At 72.3% G+C, this 17,086-nt stretch carries 16 protein-coding genes; 10 read left to right on the top strand and 6 right to left on the bottom strand.

The genetic code is table 11. The features are described from left to right. The first annotated feature begins 98 nt into the window (after positions 1 to 98). The 4 genes from H9640_RS10265 to H9640_RS10280 all read left to right on the top strand — a co-directional run bounded on the left by H9640_RS10265 (position 99) and on the right by H9640_RS10280 (position 5,020). Complete coding sequence (locus H9640_RS10265; RefSeq protein ID WP_138824779.1) at positions 99 to 2,330, top strand: polyribonucleotide nucleotidyltransferase; 2,232 nt, start codon at positions 99 to 101, stop codon at positions 2,328 to 2,330. 1 nt (position 2,331) lies between these two features. After that, positions 2,332 to 3,657, top strand: a complete 1,326-nt coding sequence (locus H9640_RS10270; protein WP_191790616.1) for a M16 family metallopeptidase — start codon at positions 2,332 to 2,334, stop codon at positions 3,655 to 3,657. A 149-nt stretch (positions 3,658 to 3,806) separates the two neighbouring features. Next, positions 3,807 to 4,559: a 4-hydroxy-tetrahydrodipicolinate reductase gene (gene dapB / locus H9640_RS10275; protein ID WP_307824289.1), complete on the top strand. Its 753-nt coding sequence runs from the start codon at positions 3,807 to 3,809 to the stop codon at positions 4,557 to 4,559. Then, complete coding sequence (locus H9640_RS10280) at positions 4,556 to 5,020, top strand: hypothetical protein (RefSeq protein WP_191790617.1); 465 nt, start codon at positions 4,556 to 4,558, stop codon at positions 5,018 to 5,020. Before dapB ends, H9640_RS10280 begins: the two co-directional genes overlap by 4 nt. Positions 5,021 to 5,037: 17 nt before the next feature. Here the strand turns inward: H9640_RS10280 and H9640_RS10285 are convergent, their stop codons facing one another. Genes H9640_RS10285 through H9640_RS10300 form a run of 4 tightly spaced genes read right to left on the bottom strand, consistent with a single transcriptional unit; the run spans position 5,038 to position 8,313 of the window. Beyond that, on the bottom strand, positions 5,038 to 5,547 hold the full coding sequence (locus tag H9640_RS10285) for a GNAT family N-acetyltransferase (protein WP_191790618.1): 510 nt from the start codon (positions 5,545 to 5,547) through the stop codon (positions 5,038 to 5,040). A 39-nt stretch (positions 5,548 to 5,586) separates the two neighbouring features. Continuing rightward, the gene (locus H9640_RS10290; protein WP_138824775.1) at positions 5,587 to 5,907 is read right to left on the bottom strand and encodes an AzlD domain-containing protein; all 321 of its coding nucleotides are present in this window, start codon (positions 5,905 to 5,907) and stop codon (positions 5,587 to 5,589) included. Further along, on the bottom strand, positions 5,907 to 6,797 hold the full coding sequence (locus H9640_RS10295; RefSeq protein WP_191790726.1) for an AzlC family ABC transporter permease: 891 nt from the start codon (positions 6,795 to 6,797) through the stop codon (positions 5,907 to 5,909). Before H9640_RS10295 ends, H9640_RS10290 begins: the two co-directional genes overlap by 1 nt. Positions 6,798 to 6,834: 37 nt before the next feature. Further along, on the bottom strand, positions 6,835 to 8,313 hold the full coding sequence (locus tag H9640_RS10300) for an NAD-dependent succinate-semialdehyde dehydrogenase (RefSeq protein ID WP_191790619.1): 1,479 nt from the start codon (positions 8,311 to 8,313) through the stop codon (positions 6,835 to 6,837). Positions 8,314 to 8,534: 221 nt separating this feature from the next. On the opposite strand from H9640_RS10300, the gene H9640_RS10305 reads away from it, so the two are divergent. Genes H9640_RS10305 through H9640_RS10315 form a run of 3 tightly spaced genes read left to right on the top strand, consistent with a single transcriptional unit; the run spans position 8,535 to position 11,923 of the window. Beyond that, on the top strand, positions 8,535 to 9,263 hold the full coding sequence (locus tag H9640_RS10305; protein WP_191790620.1) for a hypothetical protein: 729 nt from the start codon (positions 8,535 to 8,537) through the stop codon (positions 9,261 to 9,263). 9 nt (positions 9,264 to 9,272) lie between these two features. Then, positions 9,273 to 10,217 carry a 4-hydroxy-tetrahydrodipicolinate synthase gene (gene dapA, locus H9640_RS10310; protein ID WP_191790621.1) on the top strand — a complete coding sequence of 315 codons (945 nt, stop codon included), beginning with the start codon at positions 9,273 to 9,275 and terminating at the stop codon, positions 10,215 to 10,217. A gap of 20 nt (positions 10,218 to 10,237) precedes the next feature. After that, complete coding sequence (locus H9640_RS10315) at positions 10,238 to 11,923, top strand: ribonuclease J (RefSeq protein ID WP_191790622.1); 1,686 nt, start codon at positions 10,238 to 10,240, stop codon at positions 11,921 to 11,923. A 59-nt stretch (positions 11,924 to 11,982) separates the two neighbouring features. Here H9640_RS10315 and H9640_RS10320 read toward each other — a convergent pair whose 3' ends face one another. Beyond that, on the bottom strand, positions 11,983 to 12,366 hold the full coding sequence (locus H9640_RS10320) for a TetR-like C-terminal domain-containing protein (protein WP_191790727.1): 384 nt from the start codon (positions 12,364 to 12,366) through the stop codon (positions 11,983 to 11,985). A 47-nt stretch (positions 12,367 to 12,413) separates the two neighbouring features. On the opposite strand from H9640_RS10320, the gene H9640_RS10325 reads away from it, so the two are divergent. After that, the gene (locus tag H9640_RS10325; protein WP_191790623.1) at positions 12,414 to 12,629 is read left to right on the top strand and encodes a hypothetical protein; all 216 of its coding nucleotides are present in this window, start codon (positions 12,414 to 12,416) and stop codon (positions 12,627 to 12,629) included. A gap of 8 nt (positions 12,630 to 12,637) precedes the next feature. Next, positions 12,638 to 13,177, top strand: a complete 540-nt coding sequence (locus H9640_RS10330) for a hypothetical protein (RefSeq protein WP_191790624.1) — start codon at positions 12,638 to 12,640, stop codon at positions 13,175 to 13,177. On the opposite strand, the gene H9640_RS10335 is transcribed toward H9640_RS10330, so the two are convergent. After that, a complete protein-coding gene (locus H9640_RS10335; protein WP_191790625.1) occupies positions 13,174 to 14,109 on the bottom strand; it encodes an MBL fold metallo-hydrolase in 936 nt (311 codons plus the stop codon). The two genes, H9640_RS10330 and H9640_RS10335, sit on opposite strands and share 4 nt — an antisense overlap. Positions 14,110 to 14,262: 153 nt before the next feature. Between H9640_RS10335 and H9640_RS10340 the strand changes: the two genes are divergently transcribed. After that, positions 14,263 to 17,058 carry an FtsK/SpoIIIE family DNA translocase gene (locus tag H9640_RS10340; protein WP_191790626.1) on the top strand — a complete coding sequence of 932 codons (2,796 nt, stop codon included), beginning with the start codon at positions 14,263 to 14,265 and terminating at the stop codon, positions 17,056 to 17,058. Positions 17,059 to 17,086 lie beyond the last annotated feature (28 nt).

Genomic DNA, 17,086 nt, shown 5'->3' on the forward strand with positions numbered 1-17,086 from the left:
GGGAAGACCGTGGGCCTCGATCGAAGACCGCCGAGCGTCGAGTGGATGCACCCTCGACAGGCACCGAAGGCGGCACTTCGAGAGTGAGGAGGGCACCCGTGGAGGGTCCCGAGATCGAATTCACCGAAGCAACGATCGACAACGGTCGCTTCGGAACCCGTACCGTCCGGTTCGAGACCGGACGCCTCGCGCGCCAGGCCGGTGGCTCCGCCGCCGCCTACCTGGACGGCGAGACCATGCTGCTGTCGACCACGACGGCCGGCAAGCACCCCAAGGACCAGTTCGACTTCTTCCCCCTGACGGTGGACGTCGAGGAGCGGCAGTACGCCGCCGGCAAGATCCCCGGTTCGTTCTTCCGTCGTGAGGGTCGCCCCTCGACCGAGGCGATCCTGGCCTGCCGCCTGATCGACCGCCCGCTGCGCCCCCTGTTCGTCAAGGGCCTGCGCAACGAGGTCCAGGTCGTCATCACCGTGCTCGCGATCCACCCGGACGACGCGTACGACACCCTGGCCATCAACGCCGCGTCGATCTCGACGCAGCTCTCCGGCCTGCCGTTCTCCGGCCCGATCGGCGCCGTCCGCGTCGCCCTGATCGACGGCCAGTGGGTCGCGTTCCCCAAGTACTCCGACAAGGAGCGCGCCGTCTTCGACATGGTCGTGGCGGGGCGTGTCGTGGGTGACGACGTCGCGATCACCATGGTCGAGGCCGAGGCCACCGAGGGTTCCTGGAACCTCATCAAGAACGAGGGCGTCGGCGCCCCGACCGAAGAGGTCGTCGCAGGCGGCCTCGAGGCCGCCAAGCCCTTCATCCGCACGCTCGTCGAGGCGCAGCAGGAGCTCGCGGCCAAGGCCGCCAAGCCCGTGCAGGACTTCCCGACGTTCCCGGACTACCAGGACGACGTCTACGCCGCGGTCGAGGCCGCTGCGACGGCCCGCCTGGGCGAGGCCCTGAGCATCGCCGACAAGCAGGACCGCGAGAACCGTCTCGACGAGATCAAGGCCGAGATCCAGGCCGAGCTCGCCGGCGACTTCGCGGGCCGCGAGAAGGAGATCTCCGCCGCGTACCGCTCGGTGCAGAAGAAGCTCATCCGCGCGCGCATCCTCACGGACGGCTTCCGCATCGACGGTCGTGGGCTCGCGGACATCCGCACCCTGTCGGCCGAGGTCGAGGTCCTGCCCCGCGTGCACGGCTCGGCGATCTTCGAGCGCGGCGAGACCCAGATCCTGGGTGTCACCACGCTCAACATGCTCCGCATGGAGCAGCAGCTCGACACGCTCTCCCCGGAGACGCGCAAGCGCTACATGCACAACTACAACTTCCCGCCCTACTCGACCGGCGAGACCGGCCGCGTGGGCAGCCCGAAGCGTCGCGAGATCGGGCACGGCGCCCTCGCCGAGCGCGCGATCGTGCCGGTGCTGCCGAGCCGCGAGGAGTTCCCCTACGCGATCCGTCAGGTCTCCGAGGCCCTCGGGTCCAACGGCTCGACCTCGATGGGCTCCGTGTGCGCCTCGACCCTCTCGCTCCTCAACGCCGGTGTGCCGCTGCGCGCAGCGGTCGCGGGCATCGCGATGGGTCTCGTCTCCGACACCGTCGACGGCGAGACGCGCTACGCGGCGCTGACCGACATCCTCGGTGCCGAGGACGCCTTCGGCGACATGGACTTCAAGGTCGCCGGTACGCGCGAGTTCATCACGGCCATCCAGCTCGACACCAAGCTCGACGGCATCCCCGCCTCGGTCCTGGCCGGCGCGCTGACCCAGGCCCGCGACGCGCGCCTGACCATCCTGGACGTCCTCAACGAGGCCATCGACGTGCCGGACGAGATGAGCCCCAACGCTCCTCGCGTCATCGCGGTCAAGGTCCCCGTGGACAAGATCGGCGAGGTCATCGGCCCGAAGGGCAAGATGATCAACCAGATCCAGGAGGAGACGGGCGCGGACATCTCCATCGAGGACGACGGCACCGTGTACATCGGTGCCACCGACGGCCCCTCCGCAGAGGCCGCCCGCGCGGCGATCAACGCGATCGCCAACCCGCACGTCCCCGAGATCGGCGAGCGCTTCGTCGGCACGGTCGTCAAGACCACGTCGTTCGGCGCCTTCGTCTCGCTGTCCCCGGGCAAGGACGGTCTGCTGCACATCAGCCAGATCCGCAAGCTCGTCGGTGGCAAGCGCGTCGAGAACGTCGAGGACGTCCTGTCGATCGGCCAGAAGGTCCAGGTCGAGATCGGCGAGATCGACCCGCGCGGCAAGCTCTCGCTGCACGCGGTCGTCGAGGGCTCGGACGACGCTCCGGCCGACGCCGAGGCACCTGCCGGGGACGACGCCTGACGTGCCCTGGAACCTTCCGCTCGTCCCCTCGGGTTCGCCCGAGGGTGAGCTGACCGCCGGGCAGGACGGGGCGACGATTCGTCGCTCGGTCCTGCCCGGCGGGGTTCGGGTCCTCACCGAGTCGATGCCGGGCCTGCGCTCGGCGACCGTCGGAGCATGGGTCGGCGTCGGCTCGCGCGACGAGACCGACGGTCACTTCGGCTCCACGCACTTCCTGGAGCACCTGCTCTTCAAGGGAACTGCCCGCCGGTCCGCGATGGACATCGCCGAGGCGTTCGACGCCGTCGGCGGTGAGGCCAACGCCGCGACCGGCAAGGAGCACACCTGCTACTACGCTCGCGTGCTCGACTCCGACCTGCCCATGGCGGTCGACGTCATCACCGACATGGTCACCTCGGCCCGTCTCGACGAGGACGAGCTCGAGACCGAGCGCGGCGTGATCCTCGAAGAGCTCGCGATGAACGACGACGACCCGTCGGACGTCGTGCACGAGGAGTTCGCGCAGGCCGTCCTGGCCGGGCACCCGCTGGGGCGCCCGATCGGCGGTACGCCGGACACCATCAACGCCGTGCCGCGCAGCGCCGTCTGGGAGCACTACCAGTGGCACTACCGTCCGGAGACGCTCGTCGTCGCCGCGGCCGGTGGGGTCGATCACGACACGCTGTGCGAGCAGGTCGCGTCCGCGCTCACGACCGGTGGCTGGGAACTCGACCCTGCGGGCACGCCTCGCGCCCGCCGCGACAACGCGGACGTGCAGGGCGTGGGGATCGAGGGCGTCGAGCTCACGATCCGCCGTACCGTCGAGCAGGCCAACGTCATCATCGGTGGCACGGGCCTGTCCGCGACGGACGACCGCCGCTTCGTGCTCTCGGTGCTCAGCGCCGTCCTCGGTGGCGGCATGAGCTCGCGGCTCTTCCAGGAGATTCGCGAGAAGCGGGGCCTGGCGTACTCGACGTACTCGTTCGCGTCGGGCCACGGCGGCATCGGGACGTTCGGCCTGTACGCGGGCTGCGCGCCCTCGAAGGTCGACCAGGTCACCGAGCTCATGACGAGCGAGCTCGAGAAGCTCGCCGAGTCGGGCATCACGCAGGCCGAGCTGGACCGGAGCATCGGTCAGCTCTCGGGCGGGCTGGTGCTGGGCCTCGAGGACTCGGGCTCGCGCATGAGCCGCCTGGGCAAGTCGGAGCTCGTGTTCGGCGAGTTGCTGAGCGTCGCCGAGTCGCTCGAACGGATCCGTTCGGTGACGTCCGACGACGTGCGCAAGCTCGCGGAGGAGCTCGCCTCCCGCCCGCGCTCGACCGTGCGCGTCGGTCCTTTCGGGGACTGAGTCTCACAGCGTGAACGAGGAGGGCCGGTGCGCGTCACGCGCACCGGCCCTCCTCGCGTTGCGGCTAGGGTTGTCGGGTGACCTCGAACGACGTGAACCCCGGCCAGAGCGCCCCCCAGCCGTCCCGCGAGCCCGCCGCCCCGACGCCGATCAAGGTCGCCGTCCTCGGCGCGGCCGGGCGCATGGGCGCCACGGTGTGCGCGGCGGTCGAGGCCGCCGGTGACATGGAGCTGGTCGCCCGGATCGACGCGGGGGACGACCTCGCGCAGGTCGCCGCCGCGGGCGCCCAGGTCGCGGTCGACTTCACGGTCCCCGCAGTCACCGAGGACAACGTGCACGCGCTCATCGACCTGGGCGTGCACGCGGTCGTGGGCACCACGGGCTGGACGGACGTGAGCCGTGGGCGCCTCGTCGCGCACCTGGGGCGCAAGGCGGCCGAGGGCACGAGCGTCGGCGTGCTGATCGCCCCGAACTTCGGCCTGTCGGCCGTGCTCGCCATGACGTTCGCGGCCAAGGCGGCGCGCTACTTCGAGTCGGCCGAGGTCATCGAGCTGCACCACCCGAACAAGGTCGACGCCCCCAGCGGCACCGCGACGCACACGGCAGGGGCCATCGCCAAGGCCCGCGCGGAGGCGGGGCTGGGCGCGAGCCCCGACGCGACCGAGTCCGGCTGGGAGGCGCGCGGCGCCGACGTCGACGGGGTCCGGGTGCACGCGGTGCGCCTGCGCGGCCTGGTCGCGCACGAGGAGATCCTCTTCGGGAACGAGGGCGAGCAGCTGATCATCCGCCAGGACTCGTTCGACCGGGTGTCGTTCATGCCCGGCGTGCTGCTCGGCATCCGCGAGGTCGTCTCGCGCCCGGGCCTCACCGTCGGGCTCGAGAACGTCATGGACCTCTCGTGAGGTCACGCAAGGGCCTGGTCGGGGCCGTCGTCGTCACGGCCCTGCTCGCGATCTACGTGTGGGCGATCCTGGGCCGCGCGCAGGCGCTCGTGGGGACGGGCGAGCCCGTGGGGATCGCGATCGGGATCGGCGTCCTGCTCATCCCGCTCCTCGTGATCGGGCTCATCGCGTGGGAGTTCTGGCTCGCGGTCACGGTCCAGAAGATGGCCGACACCCTCGCCGCCGCGGGCGAGCTGCCCGTCGACGACCTGCCGCGCTCGCCGGGCGGACGCATCGACCGCGCCGCGGCCGACGCGGCGTTCGAGGAGCACCGGGCCCACGCCGAGGAACGGCCCGACGACTGGCGGTCCTGGTACCACGTGGCGTTCGCGTACGACGCGTCGGGGGACCGCAAGCGGGCGCGCGCCATGCTGCGCAAGGCCGCGGGCATGTACCGGGCAGAGCGCAAGGCGTCCCGCTAGGACGGGACGCGCGAGCCTCAGATCGAGGCGCTCCACCGGTGCTCGACGACGTCGCGCACCCCGGTCGCGAGCGTCCGGGTCCGCTGGTCGGGGCCCAGCCCGGCACCGCCCAGGAACTGCTCGCGCGCGGTGTCGCCGTCCAGGATCCAGGCCACGACCTCCTCGGAGCCGTCCTGGCGCAGCCGGTCGACGGCCGCGGACAGCAGCCGTGAACCGTGGCCCCCGCGCTGGTGGGCGGGCAGGACCTCGAGCGCGACGAGCTGCCCGGGCGCGACGGCCGCGAAGCCCACGACGCGGTCCGCGGCGAGCGCCACGAGCACCGCGAAGCCGGGCCCCGGCGGGGAGGACACGGCCCCGGCCCACTGCTCCTGCATCCGGGGGACGTCGAGCGCGTCGAGCACGGCCGCGCCCAGCACGTCGGCGTGCGCGGTGCGCCAGGACTCGATCTGGATCGCGGTCATCGCGACCTCGTCGCCGGGGACTGCCGGACGGACGGAGACGTCCGCCGACTCGCTGAAGAGGGCCATTCGCCAGACCCTACCCGAGGCCGTGGCCCCGGCGGCCCGTCATGCGAGACCGAGCGCGCGCAGGCCCGCGGCCGTCGCGGCCGCGAGGATCACGACGACGAGGAACGGCGCCCGCAGAGCCAGCGCGACCGCCGCGACGCCGAGCGCGGGCAGGCGCGCGTCGAGCGTGATCCCCTGACCGTCCCCGACCGTCTGGACGGCCACGAGCGCGGCCAGCAGCGAGGCCGTGACGAGGGCCGCGGTGCGCGCGACGCGGTCGGACGCGAGCCAGTGCTCGGGGATCAGGTGCCCCGCGAGCTTGAGCCCGAGGCACACGAGCGAGGCCGCGATCACGGTGGCCCACAGGGCGGCGTCGGACATCAGGGCTCCTCGGTGCGGTCGGTCGTGGTGGGAGGGTCGGACGGGGTGGCCGGATCAGCGCGGCCCGCCGGATCAGCAGGGCGGGTCGGGTCGGTGGGGCCGGCCGGGCGCGCCGTGGCGGGCGGAGCCTCGGGCGAGCGAGCGGGCGAAGGGGGCGCGGCGCCGTCGGGCACGTACTCCGTGACCGTGACGGGCTGCCGCGGCTGCCGGGCGACCTGCCCGACCACGATGGCCACGGCCGCCGCCGCGAGCACGGGGACCCCGGGCGGCACGAACGGGAGCAGCGCGACCGCCACGACGACCGCGAGCGCCGCGGTGAGCTGCATGACGCGGCTCGCGAGGCGGGGCCACAGGAGCGCGAGGAACGCCGCACCCGCGGCGGCGTCGAGGCCCCACGCCTTGGGGTCGCCCATGGCGTCCCCGGCGAGCGCGCCGACGAGCGTGAGCAGGTTCCACACGACGAAGATCCCGATCCCGGTCCACCAGAACCCGGCCCGGAAGGCTGCCTTGCTGCGCTGCGCGGTCGCGACAGCCGTCGACTCGTCGATCGTGACGTGGGCCGCGAGGACGCGCCGCCAGCCGTGGAGCGCGAGCAGCGGTGAGAGCTGTGCGCCGTAGAGGGTGTTGCGCAGGCCGAGCAGGCCAGCGGTCGTGACCGCGGCGGCGGACGTCCCGCCCGACGCCACCACGCCGAGGAGCGCGAACTGCGACCCGCCCGAGAACATGAGCAGGCTCAGGACCATGGTCTGCGGCAGGTCCAGCCCGGCGACCACGGACAGCGCCCCGAACGAGATGCCGTAGAGGCCCGTGGCGATCGAGACGGACACGGCCTGCCGCACGGCGGCGCGCACCTCGGTGCGCTCGTCGGGCGCTGCGGGTACCGACGGCACGTCGGCGTCGGCCCCGGAAGAGGTCGTCACGGTGGGGTCAGAGCGCGACGTACACGGTCTCGAGGTACTCCTCGAGCCCCGCCTCGCCGCCCTCGCGCCCGAGCCCGGACTGCTTCATGCCGCCGAAGGGTGCGCTCGCGTCCGAGACCAGGCCGCGGTTGATCCCGATCATCCCGGCGTCGACCTCTTCACCCACGCGCACCGCGCGCGCGAGGTCCCGCGTGTAGGCGTAGGCCGCGAGGCCGTACTCGGTGTCGTTGGCCAGGGCGATGCCCTCGTCGTCGTCGGCGAACGCGACGATGGGAGCGACCGGGCCGAAGATCTCCTCCGTCACCACGCGCGAGCCGGCGTCGACACCGGTCAGGACCGTGGGGGAGTAGAAGTACCCGGTCGAGCGCGGTCGGTCACCGCCCGTGAGGACCTGCGCGCCCTCGTCGGACGCGACCGAGACGAGCTCGTCGACCTTGTCGACGGCCTTGGCCTCGATGAGCGGGCCCACCTGCACGCCCTCCTCGCTGCCCGGCCCGACGCGCAGCTCCCCGAACGCCCGGGCGAGACGCTGGCCGAAGTCGCGGGCGACGGCGTCGTGCACCAGGAAGCGGTTGGCCGCGACGCAGCTCTGACCCGTGTTGCGGAGCTTGGCGACGACCGCGCCCTCGACCGCGGCGTCGAGGTCGGCGTCCGCGAAGACGAGGAACGGCGCGTTGCCTCCGAGCTCCATCGAGGTCCGCAGGACCTGGTCCGCAGCCCCTTTGAGGAGAGTGCGACCCACGCCCGTGGACCCCGTGAAGGAGAGCTTGCGCAGGCGCGGGTCCGCGAGCAGGGGAGTGGTCACGTCGGCCGCCGACGACGTCGGCACGACGTTGACCACGCCCGTCGGCAGGCCGCGGTCCTCCAGGTGTCCGCGGATGATCTCGGCGACCAGTGAGGTCGTGAGCGGCGTCAGGTGCGCGGGCTTGATCACGACCGTGCAGCCCGCCGCGAGCGCCGGGCCGATCTTGCGCGTGGCCATCGCGATCGGGAAGTTCCACGGCGTGATGAGCAGCGCAGGACCCACCGGGCGGCGCGAGACGAGCTGCCGGTTGGCCCCGCCCGGGGCCGTGCGGACCAGGCCGTCCGTGCGTACCGCCTGCTCGGCGTACCAGCGCAGGAACTCGGCGCCGTACACGACCTCGGCACGCGCCTCGGCGAGCGGCTTGCCGCACTCGGCCGTGATGAGCGCGGCGATGTCGTCGGCGCGGGCGGTCAGCGTCGCGAAGACCGCGCGCAGCAGCTCGGAGCGCTCGCGCGGGGCGACAGCACGCCAGGCCGGGGCCGCGTCGTGCGCGGCCGCCAGGGCGCGGAGCCCGTCTGCGGGGCTCGCGTCCGAGACGTCGAACAGGACCTCCTCGGAGGCCGGGTCGGCGACCTCGAACGTGCGGCCGCCCTCGGCGGGGCCCCACTGGCCACCGATCAGCAGCCCGGTCGGCAGGTGCGAGACCAGGGCGGGGGACAGGGCAGGGGTGGCGGGCGACATGCTTCGAGTATCACGCGCCGGGCAGCGGATTGCATCGAGATGACGCAGGAGGTGCCGCGCAAGCGGAGTGCAGTGGCCGGACCGACGTACGGGTTCCCGGAGCCGTATCGCGTGGGGGCATCGCCAGGACTTGTCCTCAGAGCTCGCCCGACCCTATCGTCCTGCTCACCTCGGCAGGTCGTGCGCCAGCCGGGGACGTGCGTTCTAGGGAGTGGAGCCCGGTGCTGACAACGGAACAGATCGACGTTCTCCGAGGCGCTGGTGAACGGCTTCCCCTGGGGAGGACGAACGCGCTCGCCCTGGCGGCCGCTCACCGGACCCTTCCGGTCTATCAGGCGTACTCAGAAGGCCCGTTCGCCGCCACGGGGCACGGGCTCGCTCACGATGCGATGGTCCAGGCATGGCGTGTGCTTCGCGCGAGGCCCGGCGCCTCGAGGGAAGGCCTCCTGCGCACGGTCGACGACGCGGTCGACCTGGCGCAGAGGGATCTCGAGTCGATCCACCGTGCCGATGACTTCGGCCTGGTGGAAGGGCTGGTCGTCGAGTCGGTCTCGGCGGCGGTGCTGGCGCTCGGCTCGGTCGTCTCCGGAGATCGTGAATCCGCCGTCGGTGCGATGCTGGCGGCGATCGAGGTCGACCTGGTCTGGGCGGAAGGGCGGTCCGATGCCGAGGGTGGGCCCGTGGCGTTCGACGACGTGCTCCTCCACCACGGACGGCAGGTGCGCGATGTCGAACTCCTCTCTCGTCCGAGCGAGGCCGACGAGAACATCCTGTTCCGGGACCTCGCGATGCGTGCTGAACGAGAAGGGATGCCGTACCTGGTGGGGATGAGACAGCTCCTCGTGGCGAGAAGCGATGTCGCCGAGGACCCGGTCGCCGATCCGGCACCTTCCGTCCGTGACCAGCACGACCGGTGGACCGACACGCCGTTTCGGTCGCGCGCGCGGTAGTTTGTGCACATGGCACTTCCCCCCACGCAGGCCCGACCGTTCGGCGCTGTCCTGACCGCGATGGTCACCCCGATGACCCTCGCCGGCGAGATCGACCTCGACGCGGCGGTCAAGGTCGCGAAGCACCTCGTGGACAACGGGAACGACGGGATCGTCCTGAGCGGGACCACGGGGGAGTCGCCCACGACGCACGCACCGGAGAAGGCGGAGCTGGTCCGCGCGGTGGTCGACGCCGTCGGGGACCGCGCGCACGTGATCGCGGGCGCCGGCTCGAACGACACCCAGCACGCCGTCCGCATGGCCGAGCAGGCCGCGGAGGCGGGCGCCCACGGGCTCCTCGTCGTGAGCCCCTACTACTCGCGTCCCTCCCAGGAGGGGCTGTACCGCCACATCACGGCGGTCGCCGACGCCACGCCGCTGCCCGTCATGGTCTACGACGTGCCCGGCCGTGCGGGCGTCCGCATCGCCCCCTCGACGATCGAGCGCCTCGCCGCGCACGAGCGGATCGTGGCGAACAAGGACGCCTCGGGCGACGTCTACACCGCTGCCAGGCTCATCGAGTCGACCGGGCTCGCCTGGTACAGCGGCGACGACAGCATGCTGCTGTCGTTCCTCGCGCACGGCGCGGTCGGCATCGTCTCCGTGTCCGCCCACGCGGTCGGCTCGCGCTTCGCCCAGGTCGTCGCGGCGTTCGACGCCGGTGACCACGCGGGCGCGCTCGCAGCCTTCCGCACCGCGATCCCCACGATCGACGCCATCAACGGAGCGGGCTTCCAGGCCGTCATGGCCAAGGCCGCGCTCCAGCTCCTCGGAGTCACCGAGAACCGATACCTCAGGCTGCCGTACGTCGCAGCCACGGACGACGAGGTCGCCGTCGTCCGCGCCGGTCTGGAGGCCTCCGGCCTGCTGGACCCGGCGACCCCCGCGGCCACGCTGAACATGCAGAACAGCTGAACTACAGGCCAGGAGGCCCCGTGAGCCACCCTCACCCCGAACTGTCCCTTCCCCCCGCGCTCCAGGCAGGTGCCCTGCGCATCGTCGCCCTCGGCGGGCTCGGCGAGGTCGGACGCAACATGGCCGTCCTCGAGTACGACGGGCGTCTGCTCGTCATCGACTGCGGCGTCCTCTTCCCCGAGGACAACCAGCCCGGCGTGGACCTGATCCTGCCGGACTTCGACTACATCAAGGACCGTCTCGACGACATCGAGGCGATCATCCTGACGCACGGGCACGAGGACCACATCGGTGCCGTGCCGTACCTGCTGCGCCTGCGCCGCGACATCCCCCTGGTGGGCTCGCAGCTCACGCTCGCGTTCATCTCGGCCAAGCTCAAGGAGCACCGCATCGCCCCCGTGACCCGCGTGGTCAAGGAGGACGAGACGGTCGCCTTCGGCCCCTTCAGCTGTGAGTTCGTCGCGGTCAACCACTCCATCCCCGACGCGCTCGCGGTCGCGGTCACCACGGGGGCCGGCACGGTCCTGCACACGGGCGACTTCAAGATGGACCAGCTGCCGCTCGACGGCCGCGTCACGGACCTGCGCGCCTTCGCGCGCCTGGGCGAGAAGGGCGTCGACCTGTTCATGGTCGACTCGACCAACGCCGAGGTCCCGGGCTTCGTGACCCCCGAGGTCGAGATCGGCCCCGTCCTGGACTCCGTCTTCGGAGCCTCGGACAGGCGGATCATCGTCGCGTCCTTCTCCTCGCACGTGCACCGCGTCCAGCAGGTCCTCAACGCCGCGCACAACCACGGGCGCCGCGTCGCGCTCGTCGGGCGCTCGATGGTCCGGAACATGGGCATCGCGGCCGAGCTCGGCTACCTCAAGGTGCCCGACGGCGTCCTCATCGACCTCAAGAAGGTCGACTCGCTGCGCGACGACGAGATCGTGCTCATGTGCACGGGCTCGCAGGGCGAGCCCATGGCCGCCCTGTCGCGCATGGCCAACGGCGACCACAAGGTCTCCGTCAGCCACGGCGACACCGTGATCCTCGCGTCGTCGCTCATCCCGGGCAACGAGAACGCGGTCTTCCGCATCATCAACGGCCTCACGCGCCTCGGCGCGCGCGTCGTGCACGGCGGCAACGCCAAGGTGCACGTATCGGGCCACGCGAGCGCGGGCGAGCTCATCTACTGCTACAACATCCTGCGGCCCAAGAACGTCATGCCGGTGCACGGCGAGGTCCGTCACCTCGTCGCGAACGGTGCGCTCGCGGTCAAGACGGGCGTGCCCGCGGACCGTGTCGTCCTCGCCGAGGACGGCGTGGTCGTGGACCTCGTCGACGGCAAGGCCTCGGTCGTGGGTGCGGTGCCGTGCGGCTACGTGTACGTGGACGGCTCGAGCGTCGGAGAGCTCACGGACGCCGAGCTCAAGGACCGTCAGATCCTCGGCGAGGAGGGCTTCATCTCGCTGTTCGCCGTGGTCGACTCCGCGACGGGCAAGGTCATCGCCGGCCCGCACATCCTCGCGCGCGGTTTCGCAGAGGACGACGCCGTGTTCGAGGACGTCCGCCCGCAGGTCGTCCAGGCTCTCGAGGACTCGATCGCGGGAGGTGCCACGGACGTGCACCAGCTCCAGCAGGTCATGCGCCGCGTGGTCGGGCGCTGGGTCTCCAACCGTCTGCGTCGCCGCCCGATGATCGTCCCGGTCGTCGTCGAGGCGTAGCCGACGGATCGTCCGAAGGGCCCTACCTCCCGCTCTGCGGGAGGATGGGCCCTTCGGCGTCAGGGACCGGCGAGAGAGGGAGCCGCCCGCAGCAGCGGGGGCCCGACGGCGAGGATCGCCTGCTCGTAGCGTCTCGCCGAAGTCTCGGGACCGCCGGGCAGCAGCCCACCGAGCTCGAGGCTCACGAGTCCGTGGACGAGGCCCCACAGGACCAACGAGGCCTCCTCGGCGGCAGCCTGCAGCGCACGCCGGGGCAGCGGGGTGCTGCTGCCCTCTCGTGAGGCGGCCTCGAGCACCCGCGCCACCGCCTGCCGCAGGACGTCGAACGTCGGCTCGGCGACGGCCGGGATCGCGCTGCCGGCGGTTGCGGGGCCCTCGAACATCACGCGGTAGAAGTGGGGGTCTGCCAGCGCGCTGGTCCGGTAGGCGATGCCCAGGTTCAGGAGGTCCTCGGTGGGCGAGCCGGTCGCGGGTCGCTAGCATCGCGGGCATGGCAACCTCAGCAGACTTCGCCGACCTCGCCCCGGTCCTGCTCGTGACCCACGACGCCGTCGGGTTCGACCCCGAGGGCGGGATGCTGAGCGTCTACGGCACGGATCTCGACGCGCTCCTGGTCGCGGCCCGGCACCTGTCGCGGATCATCGCCGACGACGCCGCCCTGGACGCCGCCCTCGCGCGGTCCGTCGCGCTCGGCCTCGACGACTGACGGTCCACGTGACCGACGCGCTCACGCTCACCGGGACGCCCGCCACCCGTGCCGTCGCGACGGATCTGCTGGACGGTTTCCGGTTCCCCGACGGGCAGGGCTTCCCGCCCTCGTACCGGCGGCTCGTCCTGCGGGCGGGGTTCTGCCGCCTGTTCGGTCTCTGGCTCGTGTACCCGCCGGCCCGCGTCGGGTTCGCCGACGGCTGGCAGCACCGCGCCGCGCACCTCACCGACCGCTTCCGTGCGGTCTACCAGGACGGCGAGGCCGAGGGGTTCGAGTGGATGGTCGAGCCCGACGGGGACTGGTCGATCGCCCGGCGGCTCGTCGTCTTCGCGTTCAGCGAGAACGGCGACGCGCTGCTCTGGGACACCGCGTCACGGACCGGTGACGGCGAGCTCGCGGTCTGGTCCAGCACGGGCCTCGATGCCCTGACGTACCTCGGTCGGTCGCTGACGCAGGCGCTGCCCGGGCTGCGCGGGTCGAGCGCACCGTTCGCGGAGCGCGCGGTCGCCGACCTCGAGTGCCTGACGCCCGCCCGTACCGCCTAGCGTGCACCGCGCAGGTGGTCGAGCTGCCTGCGGTGCTCGCCCACGACCCACTCACCCGTGACGCGGGGGTCGTCCGAGCCGTCAGGGCCGTCCGGGTCGCCGGCGGCAGCCGCCTCCAGGGCGTCCAGGTAGGCCCGGTCGGCGCCGAAGCGCTCCCAGATCGCGTCGCTGCCCGTGGCCACGTGCCCGTGGCCGGGGACGAGGGTGTGCACGCCGTGCTCGGAGACCGCGTGCTCGAGCGCGTCGAGGCCCGCACGGTACTCGCCCACGGGGTCGGGGGACTCGAGGTCCAGCAGGGGCACCTCGACGTCCGAGAGCATGTCTCCCACCACGATCACCCCGGCGCCCGGCAGGACGAGCGCACCGTGGCCGGGCGCGTGCGCCTGGTGCTCGACCACGAGCACGGCCGGTCCGTCGCCGGCCGCCGGCGTCGCGCCGGGTAGCGCCGCGGCGCCCGACGCCGACGCGCGGCCCCGCCCGTCCGGCCACGGCAGGTGCAGCGCGTCCCGCGGGCCGGCCTCCGGGGAGTCACCTGTCCCGCTCGGGGGAATCGGCGTGAGGCGACCGAACAGCGTGAGGTCGTGCCCCGGCGCCTCGCGCTCGACCTTCACGAGGTCCTCGGCGAGGCTCCGCTCCTGGGCACGCACCGCCGTCGGGCAGGCCCACCGCGGGACGTCGCCCAGCGAGCGGGACCACAGGACGTGGTCCCAGTGCGGGTGGGTCGAGAACCCCGCGGTGGCACGCCAGCCGCGGCGGACGATCGCGGCCGCGAGGGACTCGACCTCGGCGACCGTGATGCCCGGGTCCACGACCAAGGCTCGCCCGTCCGGGCTGACGACCACGGTCGTGAGGCTCGTCCAGATCTCGGCCGTCGCGACGTGGACGCCGGCGGCGATCTCGTGCAGCTCTCGTAGCGGGGGAGGGGTGCTCATGTCCCGATCCTGCCCCCGTTCCGCCGCCCGTCGCGACCGCTCCCGCGGGAACGCGCCCCGGGGGCGGGGCGGACGGATGCCGGATTCGTCACAGGACACGCACCCTCGAGGTGCGGGTCCGGCCTGGCGTGCACAGGTACGGTGGTGCGTACTATGGCGACCCGGACGTCCACCTCGACGAAACGGCCCGCGACCTCCCGCAAGACCACCTCGCGTGGTACGACGGGCAGATCGGGGGGATCTTCGAGCGCGTCCCGCGCTCCGCGGGGCTCGTCGGCACGCAGACCGGTCGCTCGGCCTGCACCGTGGCCCGTCCGCGCGGTGCGCGGTCTGTGGCTGGGGTGCGCGCACGCGATCGGCGCGGTCACCCGCAGCATCGGCAAGGGAGCAAGAGAGCTGGACCCCTCACATCGGCGCGACGGCGTCGCGTTCCTCCTCCTGGCACTCGCCGTCATCGTCGCGGCGCGCGAGTGGTGGGGGATCGCGGGCGCGTTCGGCACCGCCGTCCATGCGGTCTCGGCGGGCGTCTTCGGCGTCGCCGCGGTCGCCCTGCCCGTCCTGCTCATCTGGCTCGCGGTCCGGATCATGCGGCACCCCGAGCGCACCCAGGCGAACTCGCGCGTCACGATCGGGCTCTCGTTCATCGTCGTCTCGGTCTGCTCCCTGGTGCACATCGCCGAGGACCTGCCGGCCCCGCGGGACGGCTTCGAGGCCGTCCAGGACGCGGGCGGGGTGATCGGGTACCTGTTCGCGACCCCGGTCCACACGGGGCTCACCGAGTGGTTCGCCGTGCCCCTCTTCCTGCTGCTGGGCTTCTTCGGGATCCTCGTGGTCACCGCGACGCCCGTGCACGCGATCCCGAGCCGCCTGCGCGGCATCTACGACCGCCTCACGGGCAACCACCGCGAGGGCGAGGACGGCCGCGGTCCCCAGGACGACGACGGCCTGCAGCTCGCCGACGGCGTCTCGCGCCACGACGGCACCGACGAGGCGCCGCGCAAGCGCCGCGTCGGACGAGCCCGCAAGACCAAGGCCGAGCGCGAGGCCGAGGCGGCCGAGCGCGAGCGGCTCGACGGCGGCTACGTCGGCGACGAGGCCTTCGAGCGTGCCGCGATGCTCGAGGCCGAGGAGGAGGCTGCTCGCAAGAGCGCCCGCGGTCGCCGCGCGGGACCGGTCGGCCCCCCGCCGCCGCCCGACACGCACGAGGACGCGGCCGACCTGCCGACGCAGGTCATCCCGTCCGTCGGTCGGACGGCCCCCTCGCCCAGCGCGCCCCCGCCGCCGCCCAACAACCCGGTGCCCCGCGGCGTCCAGCCCATGCTCGAGGGCGACACCGTCTACGTGCTGCCCTCCGAGGACGACCTGGTCAAGGGCGCCCCGCACAAGGTGCGCTCCGCGGCGAACGACCGCGTGGTCGAGTCGCTCACGCGCGTCTTCGAGCAGTTCGAGATCGACGCCAAGGTCACGGGCTTCACGCGTGGACCGACCGTGACCCGCTACGAGGTCGAGGTCGGCCCGGCCGTCAAGGTCGAGCGCATCACGAACCTGTCCAAGAACATCGCCTATGCGGTGGCCTCGGCCGACGTGCGCATCCTCTCGCCCATCCCCGGCAAGTCCGCGATCGGCATCGAGATCCCCAACACGGACCGCGAGACCGTGGTCCTGGGTGACGTGCTGCGGTCCTCCGTGGCGCGGCGCACCGAGCACCCGATGGTCATGGGCGTCGGCAAGGACGTCGAGGGCGGCTACGTCGTCGCGAACCTCGCCAAGATGCCGCACATCCTCGTCGCGGGAGCCACGGGCGCCGGCAAGTCGAGCTTCATCAACTCGATGATCGTCTCGATCCTCATGCGGGCCACGCCCGAGGAGGTGCGCATGGTCCTCGTGGACCCCAAGCGTGTCGAGCTCACGATCTACGAGGGCATCCCGCACCTCATCACGCCCATCATCACGAGCCCCAAGAAGGCCGCAGAGGCCCTCGAGTGGGTCGTGCGCGAGATGGACGCACGCTACGACGACCTCGCGATGTTCGGGTACAAGCACATCGACGACTTCAACACCGCGGTCCGGGCGGGGAAGGTCAAGCCGCTGCCGGGTTCGGAGCGCAAGATCGCGACGTACCCGTACCTGCTCGTGGTCGTCGACGAGCTCGCGGACCTCATGATGGTCGCCCCGCGAGACGTCGAGGCCTCGATCCAGCGCATCACGCAGCTCGCGCGCGCCGCGGGTATCCACCTGGTGCTCGCGACCCAGCGCCCTTCGGTCGACGTCGTGACCGGACTCATCAAGGCCAACGTGCCGTCGCGACTCGCGTTCGCGACGTCGTCGCTCGCGGACTCGCGCGTCGTCCTCGACCAGCCGGGGGCCGAGAAGCTCATCGGTCAGGGAGACGCGCTCTTCCTGCCCATGGGCGCCGCCAAGCCCATGCGTGTGCAGGGGGCGTGGGTCGCCGAGAGCGAGGTCCATGCGGTCGTCGAGCACGTCAAGTCACAGCTCAAGCCGTCCTACCGGACCGACGTCGCGGCATCGGCCGCGACCAAGAAGCAGGTCGACGAGGACATCGGCGACGACCTCGACCTGCTCCTGCAGGCCGCCGAGCTCGTCATCACCACGCAGTTCGGCTCGACCTCGATGCTGCAGCGCAAGCTGCGCGTCGGCTTCGCCAAGGCCGGGCGTCTCATGGACCTGCTCGAGTCGCGCGAGATCGTCGGCCCCTCCGAGGGCTCCAAGGCTCGCGAGGTCATGCTCACGGCCGAGGACCTGCCCGCGACGCTCGCGATGCTGCGTGGCGAGCCCGGTGCCGAGGTGTTCGACGGCGAGGCCGGGGGCGGGGAGCAGTCGGCGGGGAACGGCCGGGACTACTCCGACGGCGCGGACGGGCACATGCCTCCCGTGGCCCAGGAGTACCACGACGACGCCGGCGACGAGGCGGACTGGCGCGAGCGCTGAGCCGTGAGCGCGGACCTCGCCCGCGCCC

Source organism: Oerskovia gallyi, from assembly GCF_014836745.1.
In the GTDB taxonomy this organism is placed as follows: domain Bacteria; phylum Actinomycetota; class Actinomycetes; order Actinomycetales; family Cellulomonadaceae; genus Oerskovia; species Oerskovia paurometabola.